At 67.3% G+C, this 17,212-nt stretch carries 17 protein-coding genes; 9 read left to right on the top strand and 8 right to left on the bottom strand.

Annotated elements, in window-relative coordinates; translation table 11 throughout:
• Positions 1-28: 28 nt before the first annotated feature.
• The gene (locus tag G0A00_RS11940) at positions 29-1,336 is read right to left on the bottom strand and encodes a sugar ABC transporter substrate-binding protein (RefSeq protein WP_164180304.1); all 1,308 of its coding nucleotides are present in this window, start codon (positions 1,334-1,336) and stop codon (positions 29-31) included.
• A gap of 152 nt (positions 1,337-1,488) precedes the next feature.
• On the opposite strand from G0A00_RS11940, the gene G0A00_RS11935 reads away from it, so the two are divergent.
• Both G0A00_RS11935 and G0A00_RS11930 read left to right on the top strand, forming a co-directional pair.
• Positions 1,489-2,286, top strand: a complete 798-nt coding sequence (locus G0A00_RS11935) for an IclR family transcriptional regulator (protein ID WP_235952965.1) — start codon at positions 1,489-1,491, stop codon at positions 2,284-2,286.
• Positions 2,287-2,324: 38 nt separating this feature from the next.
• Positions 2,325-3,170, top strand: coding sequence for an amidohydrolase (locus tag G0A00_RS11930; RefSeq protein ID WP_164180308.1), 846 nt, complete (start codon positions 2,325-2,327; stop codon positions 3,168-3,170).
• 6 nt (positions 3,171-3,176) lie between these two features.
• Here the strand turns inward: G0A00_RS11930 and G0A00_RS11925 are convergent, their stop codons facing one another.
• Both G0A00_RS11925 and G0A00_RS11920 read right to left on the bottom strand, forming a co-directional pair.
• Positions 3,177-4,280 carry an extracellular solute-binding protein gene (locus G0A00_RS11925; protein WP_164180310.1) on the bottom strand — a complete coding sequence of 368 codons (1,104 nt, stop codon included), beginning with the start codon at positions 4,278-4,280 and terminating at the stop codon, positions 3,177-3,179.
• Positions 4,277-5,470 (bottom strand): CaiB/BaiF CoA-transferase family protein, encoded by a 1,194-nt coding sequence (locus tag G0A00_RS11920; RefSeq protein ID WP_164180312.1) that lies wholly within the window; start codon positions 5,468-5,470, stop codon positions 4,277-4,279. The genes G0A00_RS11925 and G0A00_RS11920 overlap by 4 nt, the downstream gene beginning before the upstream one ends.
• Positions 5,471-5,593: 123 nt before the next feature.
• Here G0A00_RS11920 and sfsA point away from each other — a divergent pair, with 123 nt between their 5' ends.
• The gene (sfsA, locus tag G0A00_RS11915; protein ID WP_164180314.1) at positions 5,594-6,313 is read left to right on the top strand and encodes a DNA/RNA nuclease SfsA; all 720 of its coding nucleotides are present in this window, start codon (positions 5,594-5,596) and stop codon (positions 6,311-6,313) included.
• A gap of 93 nt (positions 6,314-6,406) precedes the next feature.
• On the opposite strand, the gene G0A00_RS11910 is transcribed toward sfsA, so the two are convergent.
• Positions 6,407-7,336 carry a mechanosensitive ion channel family protein gene (locus G0A00_RS11910; protein ID WP_164180316.1) on the bottom strand — a complete coding sequence of 310 codons (930 nt, stop codon included), beginning with the start codon at positions 7,334-7,336 and terminating at the stop codon, positions 6,407-6,409.
• A 174-nt stretch (positions 7,337-7,510) separates the two neighbouring features.
• On the opposite strand from G0A00_RS11910, the gene map reads away from it, so the two are divergent.
• Complete coding sequence (map, locus tag G0A00_RS11905) at positions 7,511-8,338, top strand: type I methionyl aminopeptidase (RefSeq protein ID WP_066109812.1); 828 nt, start codon at positions 7,511-7,513, stop codon at positions 8,336-8,338.
• A 49-nt stretch (positions 8,339-8,387) separates the two neighbouring features.
• Here the strand turns inward: map and G0A00_RS11900 are convergent, their stop codons facing one another.
• The 4 genes from G0A00_RS11900 to G0A00_RS11885 form a co-directional block, all read right to left on the bottom strand.
• Positions 8,388-9,866: an aldehyde dehydrogenase gene (locus tag G0A00_RS11900; protein ID WP_164180318.1), complete on the bottom strand. Its 1,479-nt coding sequence runs from the start codon at positions 9,864-9,866 to the stop codon at positions 8,388-8,390.
• 9 nt (positions 9,867-9,875) lie between these two features.
• The gene (locus tag G0A00_RS11895; protein ID WP_164180320.1) at positions 9,876-10,910 is read right to left on the bottom strand and encodes an LLM class flavin-dependent oxidoreductase; all 1,035 of its coding nucleotides are present in this window, start codon (positions 10,908-10,910) and stop codon (positions 9,876-9,878) included.
• A gap of 66 nt (positions 10,911-10,976) precedes the next feature.
• Complete coding sequence (locus G0A00_RS11890; RefSeq protein WP_164180322.1) at positions 10,977-11,756, bottom strand: alpha/beta fold hydrolase; 780 nt, start codon at positions 11,754-11,756, stop codon at positions 10,977-10,979.
• Positions 11,728-12,327, bottom strand: a complete 600-nt coding sequence (locus G0A00_RS11885) for an amino acid synthesis family protein (RefSeq protein WP_164180324.1) — start codon at positions 12,325-12,327, stop codon at positions 11,728-11,730. The genes G0A00_RS11890 and G0A00_RS11885 overlap by 29 nt, the downstream gene beginning before the upstream one ends.
• Positions 12,328-12,430: 103 nt before the next feature.
• Between G0A00_RS11885 and G0A00_RS11880 the strand changes: the two genes are divergently transcribed.
• The 5 genes from G0A00_RS11880 to G0A00_RS11860 all read left to right on the top strand — a co-directional run bounded on the left by G0A00_RS11880 (position 12,431) and on the right by G0A00_RS11860 (position 17,195).
• Positions 12,431-13,279, top strand: coding sequence for a LysR family transcriptional regulator (locus G0A00_RS11880; RefSeq protein ID WP_066109829.1), 849 nt, complete (start codon positions 12,431-12,433; stop codon positions 13,277-13,279).
• A gap of 172 nt (positions 13,280-13,451) precedes the next feature.
• Positions 13,452-14,234 (top strand): serine O-acetyltransferase, encoded by a 783-nt coding sequence (locus G0A00_RS11875; RefSeq protein ID WP_164180326.1) that lies wholly within the window; start codon positions 13,452-13,454, stop codon positions 14,232-14,234.
• Positions 14,231-15,127, top strand: coding sequence for a VOC family protein (locus G0A00_RS11870; protein WP_164180328.1), 897 nt, complete (start codon positions 14,231-14,233; stop codon positions 15,125-15,127). The genes G0A00_RS11875 and G0A00_RS11870 overlap by 4 nt, the downstream gene beginning before the upstream one ends.
• 9 nt (positions 15,128-15,136) lie before the next feature.
• Complete coding sequence (locus G0A00_RS11865) at positions 15,137-16,276, top strand: M20 aminoacylase family protein (protein WP_164180330.1); 1,140 nt, start codon at positions 15,137-15,139, stop codon at positions 16,274-16,276.
• 10 nt (positions 16,277-16,286) lie between these two features.
• Positions 16,287-17,195 (top strand): LysR family transcriptional regulator, encoded by a 909-nt coding sequence (locus G0A00_RS11860; protein ID WP_164180331.1) that lies wholly within the window; start codon positions 16,287-16,289, stop codon positions 17,193-17,195.
• Positions 17,196-17,212: the final 17 nt, after the last annotated feature.

Raw genomic sequence — 17,212 nt, 5'->3', positions numbered from 1 at the left:
GCCCGTGGCAGGGATTACGCCGGGCGGCTCAGAGCTCGCCCGCGTCTTCGAGCACGTAGGTCGCCTCTTCGGCGGCCGTGTCGAGCGCGTCTTGCGCGCTCTTGTCGCCAAGGATCGCGGCCTGCAGTTCGGGGTAGAGCACGTTGGTGATCTCGATCCAGCTGGGAGTCTTCGGCACCGCAAATGCGGTCTCGGCACCGGTTTGGAACGCCTGCAGCACTTCGGTGCGATAGGCGTCGCCTTCGGCTTCGGCGATCACATGCTCCCAGACGGACGTGCGCGAGGGCAGGGGCCCAGCGGCGCTTTCCAGCTTCTGGCTGTCTTCATTGGTCAGGAACCAGACCAGCGACGCGGCGGCCTCGGGGCTCTCGCAGTCCTGCGTCACCGAGAAGCCGTGGAAGCCCGACCATCCAGAGCGAATGCCCGCCGAGCCCTTGGGCGGCGGTGCGACGCCCACGTTGCCCGCCACTTTCGAGGCTTCGGGATCGTTGAAGAACCCGGCCCAGCCCGGCCAGTCGAGGTTCAGCGCTACGGTGCCCGAGGCAAAACCCTGACCCAGATCGTCCCACAGGTAGTTCGGCACGCCCGCAGGCACGGCCTTGGCTGCATAGAGGTCGATGAACCAGTTCAGCGCTTCGACGCCCGCCTCGGAGTTGAACGCGGGCGCGCCATCGGCGTCGAGGAACTCGCCACCATTGGCCACGAGGATCTCGTAGAAGCGCCCGGCGATGGCCTCTTCCTTGCCCGCATATTGCGTGCCGTAGAAATTCGGCGCGTCGGCAAAGAATTTCGCCTGATCGGCGACCTGCTCCCAAGTATCCGGCACCGCGAGCGGATAGCCGTATTCCGCCTCGAAGGCCTCGGCCTTGGCGGTGTCTTCGTAAAGGCTCTTTTGGTAATAAAGCGCCGAGACGTCGAACTGCGCGCGCGGCAGCATCACCAGCTTGCCGTCCAGCGTGGCGGCCTCAATGTTGCCCGCCACGAAATCGGCCAGCGCTTCGTCGGGCAGATACTCGCGCAGGTCGACATAGATGCCGGGGTATTGCGGGGCAAAGGACGAATGGTTCGAGCCGACGCACCAGCCGAGCTGGCCGGTGGCGATGTCGGATTTGATCTCCCGGTCAAGCTCGAAGTGGTTCTTCTTCGAGATCACCTCGACCTTGGCGCCCGTCGCCTTCTCCCATTCGGCGATGCGCGCATAAAGCGGCTCATACTGCTGGCCGCCGATCAGCTTGGCCTCGATGGTGACGCCCTCAAAGCTGCCGGGCAGATCCTGCGCGGCGGCCGCGCTGGCAAGCGCCAGCACCGCCGCGGAGGCGGTGGTCAGATATTTCATGGTTCTCCTCCCTGAAAATCCGCGAGACAAAATTTGCTCACTTATGGATAATCTATTTATATGCAAATACCGACCGTGCCCGCCTGTCAAGGTTTTCCGCTGGATGTGCAGAGGGTATTCTTATATGAATGACGAAATTCACAGAGAGCAGAATGACCGACACCGCTGACCGTTACCGCGCACCGGCCCTCGACAAGGGGCTCGATATTCTCGAGCTGCTGGCGGGGATCGAAGGCGGGCTCACCCAGTCCGAGATCGCCAAGGCGCTCGGACGGTCCCCCAATGAATTCTACCGCATGCTCGAACGCCTCGCGCGGCGCGGCTATGTCGCGCGGGTCGAGGGGGATCGCTATGCGCTGACGCTGAAGATGTTCGGCATGGCGCAGTTTCATGCCCCGACGCGTCGGCTGGCCTCGCTGGCCACGCCGCTGCTGCGCGATCTGTCCGAACGCACCCGGCAGGCGAACCAGCTGGTGGTCTTCGACCGGGGCAATGCCGTGGTCATCGCCCAGCAGGAAGCGCCGGGCTACTGGGGCATCTCAATCCGCGTCGGCAGCCACATCAACCTGTTCGACACCGGCTCGGGCAACGTGCTGCTGGCCTTCGCCAGCCCCGAGCGGCGGCAGATGATGGTGGCCGAAAACCGCGACACCGGCGCCCCGGCGCGCGACATCCCGCCCGAACTCGAGTCGCGCTTCGAGATCGTGCGCGCGCGCGGCTATGAGGTGAAACCCTCGGCGCAGACCGTCGGCGTGACCAACCTGTCCGCGCCGGTGCTCGCGCCGGGCGGCGAGGCGATTGCCGCCGTGACCATCCCCTATCTGCCGCTGGTGGACAGCGAAGGCGCGCCCAGCCCGGAAGAAGCGACCGAGGCGTTGCTGGAAACCACCGCCGCCCTGTCGCGCTTTGCCGGCAATGGGGCTGAGGGGGAGACATTCGCATCTGAATGATTCATTCTTGGGTGAATGCATCACTCAGGGAGGACTTCATGTCGGACGATGCGATCCTGGACAGCCATCTGCACCTCGTGAACCGTGCGCGGCTGGAGTACCCGTGGTTGTCGGGCGCCCCGGCGCTCGACCGCGACTGGCCACTCGAGACCTATGCGCAGGAGGCGCGGCGCCTCGGCATCACCGGTGCGCTGCACATGGAGGTGGATGTCGCCGACGCGCAGATCGAGGCCGAGACGCAGTGGCTCGAGGAGGTGGCGCAGCAGGGGGGCTTTCCGCTCTTGGGGGTGATCGCCGCCTGCCGCCCCGAGGCAGAGGATTTCCCGGAGTTCCTCGACCGCGCGGCGTCCCGGTCGCTGGTGGTGGGGTTCCGCCGTCCGCTGCATGTGGTGCCCGACGCGCTGTCGCAGACCGAGACCTTCCGCGCGAACCTGCGCCTGCTGGCGGAGAAGGACCTTCCGTTCGATCTCTGCGTCTTGGCACGTCAGTTGCCGCTCGCCATCGACCTGGTGGACGCCGCGCCGAATGTGCGCTTCGTGCTCGATCATTGCGGCGTTCCGGATATCGCCGGGGGTGGCTGGGAGCCATGGGCGGAGGCACTCACGGATCTCGCGCGGCGTCCGAACGTCAGCGCCAAGATCTCGGGCGTGATCGCCTATGGCGGCGAGGACTGGACGCTGGACGAGTTGCGCCGCTGGGTCGAACACACCACCCAGAGCTTTGGGCCGGATCGCATCTGCTGGGGCGGGGATTGGCCGGTCTGCACCTTGGGCGGCGGGCTCTCCACTTGGGTGGCGGCCACACGGGCGATCGTCTCCGGGTGGAGCGGGGATGAGCGCGCCGCGCTTTACAAGGGCAACGCGGCGCGCATCTGGAAGCTCTGAGCGGGCTCAGAAGGTCGCGGCGAAAAGCTGGTCGAGGTCGTCCATGGCGGCCTCGAATGCCCCGTCCTTCAGCGCCGCGTTGATCCGCTCGGAGGCCGCCTGCTGGAACGGCATGTAGCCGTCGTGGCGGGGCCGCATCCACGCCGTATCCAGCGTTGCCAGCGTGCCCGAATAGAAACTGCCCGCACCCGCATCGACCGCTGCCGAGGTCCATGCATCCCGGTGCCCGGCTTGACCGCCCGCACTGGCCCAAAGCCCCGCCTGCGCCTCGGGTCCCGCGGCATGGCGGGCAAAGGCGATGGCCGCCTCGGGGTGCTGACCGAAGGCCGAGACCGCCAGCCCGGTGCCCCCGAGCGCGCTGCCCTTCGGGCCGGCGCCGGGCGCGGCCTCGGGGATGTCATGGAAGGTCACGCGGTGCGGCTTGGCGCCCGGCAGCGCGTAGCTGATGTAGCCATAGATCAGCGGCGCGCAGGCGATGCGGTCGCTTTGCGCCATATGCGCCAGCACTTCGATCGGGTCCATCTCATAGCAGGCCGGATCGACCCGCTGCGCCAGATCCCGCAGCAGCGCCAGCGCGTCCCGCCCTCCGGCGCGATCCACGAACGGCGCGTTTTGCGTGACGCGGCACGGATGCCCGAGGTTGGCGCAGAGCGTGTAGAAACTCATCAGCACATGCGGCGGTCGCAGCGGGATCATCACGCGGCCCTCGGCGGCAAGCCGCATCACCGCGTCCCAATCCGCCACCGGCGCGCAAAGATCGGGCCGTACCGCCTGCACCTGCGCGGCGGCATCCACCGGCCACGCCCATTGCTGGCCGTCCCATGTGTAGCTCTCGAACGAATGGCCCAGCGAGCCTTGGGCGATCTCGGGGGCCTCCGGCAGCGGCACGAGGCAGCCTTCCTGAGTGATCTGCCCGACATGCGGATGGTCGATGATGATCAGGTCGTAGGCCTTGGCCAGATCCAGCACCGGGTAACTCTCGAAATCCTGCAGCGAGCGGCGGTCCCACGTGATGCGCACGCCCTGCGCGGTCTCCCACTCCTGCGACAGTGCGGCAAGCGGGTCGTAACCACGCGGGTGATCCCAGGTCATGCCCTTGAGGGTGATCATAGTCCGAATTCCTCCCGGATGAGGCGTGAGTGCTCGCCGACCCGCGGCGCGGCCCGCGCCGTTTGCGGGCGGCAGCCGTTGATGGTGAGCGGGGCGCGGGTGGTGTCGATGCGCACGCCGTCGTCGCGGCTGACGGTCTGCAGCAGGTCGAGCCGCTTGAACGCCTCGGCCTCCATCAGCCCCGACCAGTCCAGCACTTCCGAGCACCAGATGTCGGCGGGCTGCAGGATCGCCAGCCATTCGGCGACGGTCTTTTCGGCCACTCGCTCGGCAATCCGGGTTTTTATGGCGTCGCGGGCAGAGAAAGCGTCGCGCGGCGGGCGCCCGGCCAGATCCGGCAGGTTCATCAACTCGGCGAGCCGGTCCAGCGGGGTCATCGCCAGCGCCAGATGACCGTCCTTCGCGGCATAGACGCCGTAAGGCGCGCCCAGATAGGCATGCGCGCCGTTGATCTCCGAGCGCTGCGGCATGCGCCGCCCGTCATTGAGCCATGTGGTCAGCACTTCGAACTGCAGATCGACCAGCGCCTCAAGCAGGCTGGTCTCGACATGCCGCCCGATGCCGTCGATGCCGCGCCGCACCAGCGCCGCCAGAATGCCCTGCGATAGCGCCACGCCGGCGAACATATCGCCCACCGCCAGCCCCATGGGCACCGGCCCCTGCGCGGCGTCGCCGGTCAGCCACATCAGCCCCGAACGCGCCTGCGCCAGCAGGTCCTGTCCGGGGAATTTCACCCAAGGCCCATCGTCGCCATAGCCCGAGATCGAGCCATAGACGAGCCGCGGGTTGAGCGCATGCATCTCCTCCCAGCCGACCCCGATGCGCGCCGCAACGCCGGGGCGGAAGTTCTGGATCATCACGTCGGCTTTGCTCACCAGCTTGCGCAGTGCGGCAAGATCGGCGGGGTCCTTGAGGTCGAGCGCGAGGCTCTCTTTGCCGCGGTTGATGGCGTGAAAGATCGTCGAGTCGCCGCCGATCTCCGTGTCCGACAGATAGAGGTGCCGCGACAGATCCCCGGCGCCCGCGCGCTCGATCTTGATTACCCGCGCGCCGAGGTCCGCCAGCCGCAGCGAGCAATAGGGCCCCGAGAGAAACTGGCTCAGATCGACCACCAGCAGCCCGTCCAGCGGCCGCTCCGGCGCCACCTGCGCGGGGCTCGATGTCTCTGTGGGCGGGGGCGTGGCGGTCATGGCGCTCTCATTCTTCTGTGAAAGATATCTCCACATATGAATGACCGCTGCGGGGGGCTCCCGTCAAGCCCATTGCGCCGCGCGGCGCTTGCCCCGCTCAAGCGGCATGCTATGACGGCCCCCATGCGCTACGACACACCGCTCATTCCCGCCCGCCTGCTGCGCCGCTACAAACGCTTTCTGGCCGATTGCACGCTGCCCGACGGGCGCGAGATCACCGCCCATGTGGCCAATCCCGGCAGCATGCTGGGGCTCGCCGATCCGGGCGCGAAGATCTGGCTGGAGCCGAACGACGATCCCAAGCGCAAGCTCAAATTCGCGTGGCGGCTCTTGGAGCATGAGAGCGGCGCCTTCGCCGGTGCCTTCACGGGCGTCGACACGGGCGCGGCCAACCGGGTTCTGCGCGCCGGGCTCGAGGCGGGGCAGGTGCCGGGGCTCGAGGGCTATGAGACCGTCCGGCCCGAGGTGAAATACGGCGAAAAGAGCCGGATCGATTTCCTGCTCTCAGGTCCGGGCCGCCCGGATTGCTATGTCGAGGTGAAATCGGTGACTCTGTCACGCCAGCCGGGTCTTGCCGAGTTTCCCGACAGCGTCACGGCGCGCGGCACCAAGCATCTGGGCGAGTTGAGCCAGATGGTGGCGCAGGGGCATCGCGCGGTGATGCTCTATCTTGTGCAGCGCACCGATGCGCGCGAGGTGACGCTTGCCGCAGACATCGATCCGGCTTACGCGCGCGCCTTTGCTGCCGCGCATGCGGCGGGTGTCGAGGTGCTGACCATGGGCTGCGACATCAGCCCCGAGGGGATCAGCCTCGCCGCACCTCTGCCGTTCCGCGCGCCCTGAGCAGGACACCGGGCTTCGTCTAGATCGAAATATCCCGGGGGAGGCCGCGCGCAGGCGCGGACGGGGGCAGCGCCCCCATCCGCTGGTTCGGGCTCAGACGAGCTGTGACTTGGGCATTTCACCGCCCTGATTTTCACCGCCCCGATTTTCGCTCTTCTCTCCTGCGTCCTTGTCTTTGGAGATATGCAGCGTGCGGGTCGGGAAGGGGATGTCGACGCCATTGGCATCCAGCGCCTCTTTGACCTTGCGCTTCATATCGGCCTGATACTGGAAGTAATCGCCGCTCGCGACCCAGACGCGCACCAGAAAATCGACCGAGCTGTCGTTGAGGTTGTTGACCTGAATGAAGGGCGCGGGCTCGTTCATCGAGCGGGCGTCGCCCATGATCGTGTCGCGGATCACCTGCTCGGCCTGCGCGAGATTGGCACCATAGCCGACGCCAAAGGTCCACTCGGCGCGGCGGGTGTCGTAGACCGAATAGTTCTCGATCACATTGCCCCAGACCTCGGAGTTCGGGATGATGATCTGCGAGTTGCCGATGCTGGCCAGTTCGGTGGTGTTGAGCGTGATGTCCTTCACCGTGCCCGACTGCCCGGCAACCGAGATGAAATCCCCCAGCTTGATCGGGCGGAAAATGATGATCATCACCCCGGCGGCGACATTCGACAGCGTGCCCTGCAGCGCAAGCCCGATGGCAAGGCCCGCAGCACCCAGCGCGGCGATGATCGAGGTGGTCTGAACGCCGAAGGTGTTGAGCACGATCAGCACTGTGAAGATCAGCACCGTATAGCGCGCGATATTGCCAAGGAAGTTGAACAGCGTGTCGTCGAGCTTCGGGCTGCGCGCCGCCATGGCGGTGATCCGGCCCTTGACCCAGCGGCCAATAAAGAGACCGATCAGCAGCAGCACGATCGCCGCCACCACATTGCCCAGCATCTGCGCCAGATAATCCAAGGTGAACACATCCGACAGCGACGTGCCGTTGTAGATCTCGGTGTTGAGTACTTCGTTGATGCTGTCCATCGTCCCTCGTTATCCCTTTTCTCGCGTCTGTGCGCGTCTTATCATCACGTTATGCCGTGCCAGTGGGCGCAGCGGCGTGGCGCCGTGCATAACGCGCCCGCGCGGCATTGCGTTCCCCTGCCATCCTCTGGCAATGCAGCACAACACGCATTAAGTATTGAAGGGAAGAGACCCATGGAGCGCCCCGTCTTGCGAAATGACACGAGCGGCCGTCTCACCCGCGACGGCATCCGCATTCACGAAACCGGCGATTTTGCTGGCATGCATAAGGCCGGCGAGCTTGCCGCGCGCATTCTCGACGATCTCGCACCGCTGGTCTATCCGGGCCAGACGACCGGGGCGATCGACGATTTCATCCGCACTGCGGTGGAAGAGGCGGGCGCGACCTCGGCGACGATCGGCTACAAGGGCTATCAGCACGCCAGCTGCATCTCGATCAACCACGTGGTCTGCCACGGCATTCCGGGCGAGAAGAAGCTGAAGGACGGCGATATTCTCAACGTCGACGTGACGGTCATCGTCGATGGCTGGTACGGCGATACCAGCCGGATGTATGTGGCCGGAAAGCTCTCGCGCAAGGCCGAGCGGTTGATCCAAGTGACCCACGACTCGCTGATGCTGGGCATCGAGGCGGTCAAGCCGGGCAACACGTTCGGCGACATCGGCCATGCCATCCAGAGCTACGTCGAGGCGCAGCGCATGTCGGTGGTGCGCGATTTCTGCGGCCATGGTCTGGGCCGGGTGTTCCACGCGGCGCCTAACGTGCTGCACTATGGCCGCGCGGGCTCGGGTCCGGTGCTCGAAGAGGGCATGTTCTTCACCATCGAGCCGATGGTGAACCTCGGACGCCCCGAGACCAAAGTGCTGGCCGACGACTGGACCGCGGTGACCCGCGATAAATCGCTCTCGGCGCAGTTCGAGCATTCGGTTGGCGTGACTGCCGATGGGGTCGATATCTTCACCCTCTCGCCGGGCGGCAAGTTCCACCCGACCTGGGGCTGATAGAAGAAAGACCGGGCGCGCTCTCGCAGAGCGGCGCCCGGCTCTTGTCTCACCGCATCACGAAGGGGTTCGACATGGGCTCGGCCGAGGTGTTGATCCATGTGGTGCGGGTGCGCGTGTAGTCCTTGATGGCCTCCATCCCCGCCTCGCGCCCATAGCCGGAGTCGCCAAAGCCGCCGAAGGGCGCGATGGGCGAGATCGCCCGATAGGTGTTCACCCAGCAGATGCCAGCCCGCAACCGCCCCGAGACCCGATGGGCGCGGGCGAGGTTTTGCGTGAATACCCCCGAGCCCAGCCCGTAGAGGCTGTCGTTGGCCAGCGCGATGGCCTCTTCCTCGGTGTCGAAAGGCAGCAGCGACATGACCGGGCCGAACATCTCGGTGGTCAGCGTCGCGGTCTCGGGCGTGGCGCATTCCACCAGCGTCGGCGCCATGTAATGGCCCGCGCGCTCCAGCGCCGCGCCGCCGAAGCGGAGGATGGCGCCCTGTGCCTGTGCCTCGCTCAGCGTCTTCGCGATCAGATCCACCTGCGCCCGCGTGCAGAGCGGCCCCATGTGGCTGCTCGCGTCGAGAGGATCGCCGACGATGATGCCCTGCGCCTTTTCGGTGATCTTGGCCACCAGCGCCTCAAAGATGCTCCGCTGCACCAGACCGCGCGAGCCCGCCACGCAGCTTTGCCCCGAGGCCCCGAAATTGCCCGCGATCAGCGCATTGGCCGCGCCATCGAGGTCAGCGTCCTCGAAGACGAGGATCGGGGATTTGCCGCCCAGTTCCAGCGTGGTGACCGCGAAATTCTCGGCCGAGTTGCGGATCACATGGCGCGCGGTGTCCGGCCCGCCGGTAAAGGCGATGCGGTCCACATCGGGATGGCTGGTGAGTGGGATGGCGCAGCCCTTGGCATCGCCGGTGATCACCGAGACCACGCCCGGCGGAAAGCCCGCCTCGTGGATCAGCCGGGCAAACTCCAGCATCGGCACGGGCGCCACTTCGGACGCCTTCAGCACCACCGTGCAGCCTGCCGCCAGCGCCGGACCGAGCTTTGTGGCGGTAAGGAACATCTGCGCGTTCCACGGCACGACGGCAGCAACCACGCCGATCGGCAGGGGCCTTGTGAAGACATGCATGTCGGGCTTGTCGATGGGCAGCACCGCGCCCTCGATCTTATCGGCGAGCCCCGCGTAATAGCGGTAATAGTCGGCAACATAGGCGGTCTGGCTGGCGGTCTCGGCCAGCAGTTTGCCGCTGTCGGTGGTCTCCAGCCGCCCAAGCACCTGCGCATTGGCCTCGACCAGATCGGCCAGCCGGTAGAGCAGCTTGCCGCGCGCGGTCTGGCTGAGGTCGCGCCATTCGGGCGCATCAAGCGCCCGCCGCGCGGCACAGACGGCGCGGTCCACATCGCGGGGCGTTGCGCAGGCAAAGCTGGCCCAGTCTTCGCCGCTGGCAGGGTTCTCTGAGCGCATCACCTGCGCGGCGCTGCCCTCGCAGAAGGTGCCGTCGATGTAGAGCGGATAGTGGGGAAGGTCGGTCATGGGAGGTCCTCAGGCAAAGGCGGGCAGAACGTCGTCGAGAAAACGGGCGAGGGAGTCGCGCTTGCGCTGATGGGTCATGCCGGTGTCGATCCAGAAGGAGAACTCGTCATAGCCCATGTCCTCATAGCGCCGCAGGCGGTCGATCACCTCCTGCTTGGTGCCGATGGTCAGGTCGCGCAGCAGGTTCTCGGGCGCCATCATGTTGTTGCCCGCGATCTCTTCGTCGCTGAGCGCCTCGATCAGACCATTGCGGACGGGACGCTTGTTCTGGAACCACGCGCCGAAATAGCAGTAATAGCGCGAGATTTCTTTTGCCGCCTGCGCCACATCCGCGTCGTCGCGGCCCACATAGGTGTGGTGCAGCAGCATGATTTTCGGAGTTTTGCCGGGGCTCTGCGCGCGGGCATCGTCAAAGCGCTGCTTGAGCGTGGTGATCGCCTCCATGCCCTGCCACAGCGGCGTGACCTGAATGTTGAAGCCGTTCTCGACGCCGAAGCTGTGGCTGGCTTCCTCGCGCGCTGCGATCCAGATCGGCGGGCCGCCCACCTGCGCGGCCTTCGGCACGGCGGTGGTGCTGGGAAAGCTGTAGAACGCCCCTTCATGCGCGCAGTCGCCGGACCAGAGCGGGCGCAGCAGCGGCGCGCTCTCGCGCATCCGCGCGCCTGCCTGCGCCGCGTCGAGCCCGGGCATCATCCGCTCATACTCATAGCTATAGGCCCCACGGGCGATGCCAAGTTCCAGCCGCCCGCCGGTGATCATGTCGGTGGCCGCCGCTTCTCCGGCGAGCCGGATCGGATGCCAGAAGGGGGCGATCACCGTGCCGGTGCCGAGGCGCACATTCTTGGTGTGATGGGCCAGATCGACGATCGATAGAAACGGGTTGGGGGCAATGGTGAACTCCATGCCGTGATGCTCGCCGGTCCAGATCGCCCGCATACCGCCCTCGTCGGCCATCTTGCACAGCGAAATGAACTCCTCGTGCAGCACCTCATGCGGCTGGTCCGGGGTCAGGCGTTCCATATGGGCAAAGAGGGAAAACTCCATTGCTCGGCTCCTCGCGTTTGGGGTTTGGGGGATGGCCCGCGCCGAACGGGCGCGGGTGGCATTGGCTCAGCCGTGCGCCGGGATCAGGCGCAGCAGCTCGGCGGTGACCGCATCGGCATGGGTCATCGGCATCATGTGGGCGGCATCCGGCAGGACCACGGCGCGGCCCTGCGGCACCAGCGCCGCCATCGCCTGCGACATCGCCGGGGTGGAGTTGGGCTCGCGCCCGCCGGTCATGAAGAGCGCCGGGCAGCTGAGGCCGCGCAGCGTGTCATCGCGTGGCCCGTCCTCGGCGGCGAACACCCGGTAGGCGGCGCGATAGCCCTCGGGGTCGGCACCGGTCAGCCAGTCGCGGCAGGCGGCGCGGGCGGGGGTCTCGGCATCCTCGAACCAGCGGCTCAGCGTCGGCTCGGGGTCGGCGATGCTGAGCCCGTCCAGCTGCGCGGCGCGCGCTGCGACGGCCTTTTTCGCCTCGTCCGAGCGCCGGTAGATGGCGTTGAGGCAGGCGAGGGCGCTGACCCTCTCCGGCACCTGCCGGGCGATCTCGGCGGCGATCATTGCCCCCATCGAATGCCCGGCGATCAGCGCTGGCCCGTCCAAAAGTGACGCGATCCGACCGGCGTAGTCCGCCAGCGCGTTCTCTCCGGCCAGAGTGCTTTCGCCATGGCCCGGCATGTCCACCGCCGTGACGCGGCAGTGCTGCGCAAGCGCCTCCAGCTGCGCGCCCCATGCCTCGGCCCGCAGGCCGACGCCGTGGATCAGCAGCACGCGCGGGCCCGAAGACCCCGCCTCGATCCCCGCCAGACCGTCGCCGAGGTCAGACCGCCGCCGGGTTGTCCAGATCATGGCCGAGATCCTTCAGATCCTGATAGCGATCGCCAATGCGGTGATGCGGACGCCCGCCGGTGGCCGCGCCAAGCACCACGACGATCTCGTCGTCGCGCGGCGCGTCGGGGATGGCGAACTGGATTGTGAGATAATGCGAGCGACGCCCGGCATCGTTCTTGTCCATCAGCGGCACCATGATCGGCGCATTGGCCCCGCCCCGGGTGTTGGTGAAGGCGAGGTAGCTCTTGGCCTCCACCGCCTGCCGGTAGTGATTGCCAAAGCGCAGCGTGTGAATGAGGCCCGAGGCGTGCTCGATCTCGCCATTCAGCCCGACGACCGCCGCCTTGCCATAGGCCTCGATCGCCGCGCCGCCGCCTGCGAGGTCGATCATCCGCTGGGTCATCATCTCGCCCAGCACCGGGCCATAGGCGTGGATCTCGGGCTTGAGGTCCTCGACGTAGCGCCCGGCCCAAGGATTGCGCACCACGGCGGCCACAGCGAACATGCGCCACGGCGTGTCGGCGGGGCGAAACCCTTCGATCAGCACCTCTTCGTCATAAGTCACGATTTTCCGAATTTCCGGCTGCATTCACTCACTCCTGTTCGCTCATACAGTGATGCGTGGCCGAGGTGCCGTTTGACAAACGCGGAAAACCGGGGCTTATCCATTAGTTATGCTAATGGAGTGATGCATGCCCCGCGCCTTGCCCCCGGTCGGCTGGTTCCGTGCCTTCGAGGCGTCGGCCCGGCACCTCAGTTTCACCGCCGCCGCCGAGGAAATCGGCATGACGCAATCGGCTGTGAGCCAGCAGATCAAAGCGCTCGAGACCCGCCTCGGCGCGCCGCTCTTCACCCGCAAGCCGCGCGGGCTGGCGCTTACCGACGCCGGGCGCAAGCTGATGCCGCAGGTGGGCTCGGCGCTTGAGATGCTGCAGACCGCGACGCTGGCCTTCGACGTGGCCCCCGAGGAAGAGCTGCTGACCGTCGCCAGTTCGGTGAGCATGGCGCATTGGGTGATCGCGCCGCATCTGGCCGATTTCCAGCGCCGCCATCCAACCATCCGCATCCGCTTTGTCAGCGCCATCTGGCCCGATGATTTCCAAAGCGCCATGGCGGATGTGGAGATCCGTTTCGGCTCGCAGCGGCAGGTCGGGCAAAGCGCGCTGCCGCTGGAGCCGAGCGAGTTGATGGCGCTGAAGTCTCCGGCTCTGACAGGTCCTCTGGAGGCGCTGCCGCTGATCGAGTCGGTCGGCACCTCGGTGGGCTGGGACGCTTTCGGAGCGGCGCACGGGCTGAGCGATCTGCGCCCCAGTCATTACGTCGATTCCTATGGCATGGCGCTGCAGCTTGCGGTGGGCGGGGCCGGGGTGGCGCTGGTCAGCGCGCTCTTGGGGCGCGACGCGCTCAGCTCGGGGCAATTGGTGCCCGCGCACGCCGGGACGATCGCCGCGCGCGAGGGCTATTTCATCGCGGTGCGCGAACAGGTGCCGGCGGCGCGGACCTTCGGTGCATGGCTGAAGGCGCGGATGGCCGAGGGCTGAGCATTCCGTCTGCGCGGTTCAAGCGCCGCCGTCTCGCTGGGCCTCGGCGTGTGCACGACGGCACCGCTGGGTGTTCTTCTCAGGGCAACACGGCGGAGGCAATTCTGCTCTTGTGCGCAGCACCCTCCTCGGGGCAGCTTTGCGCCAGCCACCGAGACCCGCGCGAGGCCCCATGACCGCAAATCCCCTGCAGACCTCCCTTCTGCCCGAAACCCGAGACCTGCTTGCCGCCGAGCCGGGCCTGTCGGTGCTGCTGGGGATCGAGGCGGGGGAGGTGACCGATCTGCCCGAACTGATGGCCGCCGCGCTGGCAGCCTGCCTGCCCGAGGGCATGGCGCGGGCATGGCTGCGCGGGCTGGCGGTGGAGCTGTTTCGCCATGACGCGGATCTGTTGGAGACCGCGCTTGACGATCTGCTGGTCACCACTGCGCGCGACGCGCAACCCGGCGGCGCGCCGCGGGTGCTGCTCTTTGCCAATGGCTATCACGCGCTGCTGTCCTACCGGGTGAGCCGGGCGCTCTGGCTGGCCGGGCGCGAGGAGCTTGCGCTGGCGGTGAAGGGCCAGTTCACCCGTGCGCTCTCGGTCGAGATCTGGCCGCAGGCCGACATCGGGCACGGCGTGTGGTTCGATCACGGCATCGGGCTGGTTATCGGACAGACGGCGGTGATCGAAGAGGACGTCAGCCTCTGGCACGGGGTCACGCTGGGCTCGAATTTTGTCGACATGGGCGAGGGGCGACACCCGAAGCTGCGCCGCGGTGCGGTGGTCGGGGCGGGCGCGCTGATCCTCGGGCCGGTCGAAGTGGGCGCCGGGGCGACCGTGGCCGCCGGGGCAATCGTGACCAAGGATGTGCCGCCCGGCCATGTGGTCACCGGCCCGCGCGGCACCGACCGGGGCGCCGGGCGTTTCGCGGGGTTCGTGCCGCTGGCAAAGCTGAAAGGGGATGCGGAATGACCTCTCTGGGGATCGACCACCCGCTGGTTTGCGTGCGCGATCTGGCCAAGACACGCGAGACTTACCTGTCGCTCGGTTTCCTGATGAAGCCCCCGGGGATGCACCCTTGGGGCACGTCGACGGCGCTGGTGATCTTCCGCAACCAGTTGCTGGAACTGGTGGGGATCGGTGACGAGAGCTTGCTGGACGGCTACCCGGCCGGAGAGTTCCGTTTTGGCCGCCACGTGCAGCATTGGCTGGGCGAGCGCGAGGGCGTGCCGCTCTCGGCGCTCAATTCAAGCGATGCGGCGGCGGATGAGGCGGCGGTGGTGGCGCGCGGCGGGACCTGCGCGGGCACCATCGAGTTCGGGCGCGACGTGGTGCGCGACGATGGCACGCCCGACCGCACCGCGACGACGCTGAAGGTCTTCACCCGGTCCGGCCTGCCGCGCCTGACGATGTTCGCCTGTCAGCAGCACCGCCGCGATCTCATCGAGTTTCCCAAGTGGATGGACCACCCCAATGGCGCGCATGGGTTCGTCTCGGCCACCATCCTCGCCGCGCCAGCGGATCAGCCCGCGGTGCGCGACTGGCTGACCACGCTGCACGGCCCCGAGGCGCTGCGCGACACCGGCTGGGGGTTCGAGGTGGCCACCGGCAGGGGCCTTTGGCGCGTGGTCAGCCGCGATGCCGCGCGGGTGCTCTTTGGTCCGCTGCCCGAGGCGCTTGCACCGGATGGTGCGCCTTCGGTGATCTCGCTCGACCTCGGCTGCTTTTCTCTGGACAGCGTTCGTCCGTACCTCGACCGTGGCGATTTTGCCTATCGCGAGGTCGCGGGCGCGCTTGTCCTGACCGACGTCGCCCGGCTGGGCGGCATCCTTCTCACATTTCAGGAGGCGCCCGAGGCGCCCTAAGGAGACCGCATGTTCGACACCGACCACATCGAAGAGGCCATTGGCTGGCGTCACGATCTGCACCGCCACCCCGAGCTTGGCTTCGAAGAGCACCGAACCTCCGAGATGATCGCCGGGCTGCTGACCGGCTGGGGCTGGCGGGTGCACCGCGGGCTCGCGGGCACCGGTGTGGTCGCGCAGATGGGGCAGGGCGCGCCGGTGATCGGCCTGCGCGCCGATGTCGACGCACTACCCATCGAGGAAGCGACCGGCGCGGCCTATGCCTCGACCGTGCCCGGCAAGATGCACGCCTGCGGCCACGACGGTCACACCGCGATGCTGCTGCTCGCCGCGCGCAAGATCGCCGAAGAAGGCGTGGAGCAGGGCACCGTGACGCTGATCTTCCAGCCCGCCGAGGAAAGCGAAGGCGGCGCACGGGTGATGATCGAGGACGGGCTGCTCAAGCAGTTCCCGCTCGACAAGGTGTTCGGCATCCACAATTGGCCGGGGCTGGCGCCGGGGCGCTTCGTGGCGCGCGATGACAAGATGATGGCGGCGTTTTCGGTCTTCGACATCGAGATCCGGGGCAAGGGTGGCCATGGCGCCATGCCCGAGCAATCCGACGGGGTGATCGCCGCCGCCGGGCGCACCGCCGCCGCGCTGCAAGAGATCCCGGCCCGCGCGCTCTCGCCGCTGGAGCCGGGGGTGGTGTCGGTGACGCAGATCCACAGCGGCTCGGCCTACAACGTCTGCCCCGACCGCGCGGTGCTGAGCGGCACCTGCCGTTGGTTCGGTGCCGAAGCGGGTGACATCATCGAAGAGCGCCTGCGCCGCATCGCGGATTCGGAGGCGGCGGCGCAGGGCTGCACCGCCAATGTCGACTACCAGCGCCGCTACCCGGCCACGCTCAACAGCGCGCCCGAGGCCACGCTGGCGCGCGAGGTGGCGGCTGAGATGGGGCTCGACACCACCATGGTCGGCCCGAGCATGGCCTCCGAGGATTTCGCCTTTATGCTGAACGAGGTGCCGGGCGCCTACCTCTGGCTCGGTGCTGCGCGCGAGGGCGAGAACCCCGGCCTGCATTCGGCCAAGTTCGACTTCAACGACGCGGTGCTGCCCGCCGGGGCGGAATACTGGGTGCGGCTCGCCCGCCGCGCCACCGCCGGGTAAGGCCGCTCCGATGGACGCCTTCGACAGCCGCTTCCTGCGCGAGTTCCTCGCAGTCGCGCAGGAGGGGTCGATCCGCCGCGCGGCGGAGCGGCTGAACGTCGTGCCCTCGGCGATTTCGCGCAAGATCGCCGACGCCGAGACGCGGCTGGGGGTGAGCCTCTTCGAGCGCAGCTCGAAAGGCGTCACGGTGACCGAGGCTGGCGAGTTGCTGCGGGAACACGCGTTGCACCTGCAGGACGAGCAGACCTTTCTGCTCGACCAGATCGGGCGCTACCGCGACGGGCGCAGCCAGACCGTGCGGATCGCACTTGGCGAGGGGTTCACCGCCGATCTCATGGAGAACGGCCTGTCGGACCTCAGCCGCCTACAGCCGCAGATCCGTTTCAGCATCGACCACGCGGGCACCGATGAGTTGCAACGCCGGGTGATCGAGGGCGAAGCGGACATCGGCATCGCCTACAACCCGCTGGTGACCGAGGCGACGCGCTCTGTCGCCGTCGGGCGGCAGCCGCTCTGCGCGGTGGTGCCCAGAAATTCACCATTGGCCGCGCGCAAGAGCGTCTCGCTCGCCGAGGTGCTGGAGCAGCCGGTGGCCATGCTCGACGCCCGCCACGCCATTCGCCACCTCGTCGGGCAGGTGGCCGCAGACCGGGGGCTGGCGCTGCGGGTGCATGTGGAAACCGCCTCGATCGCGATGCTGATCCGCTACGTCAGTGCAGGCATGGGCGTGACCTTTCTGCCAAGGTTTTCCGCGTCAATTCAGGCGGATCGCGGCGATCTCGCGGTGATCGACCTCGACGAGCCATCGCTGCATCAGGTCAGCACGCATCTTCTGGTGCGCGCCCGGCGGCGCCTGCCGAAATCGGTGGAACTGGTGGCGAGCTTCCTGTCCGACCGGATGGTGGCCTTCCGCGCCTGAGCGTTCGCGTTGCTCTC

This window comes from Salipiger sp. PrR002 (assembly GCF_010500775.1).
Taxonomy (GTDB): domain Bacteria; phylum Pseudomonadota; class Alphaproteobacteria; order Rhodobacterales; family Rhodobacteraceae; genus Salipiger.
Note: the sequence above shows the minus strand (reverse complement) of the source record. Positions and strands in the feature narration are given on the sequence as shown.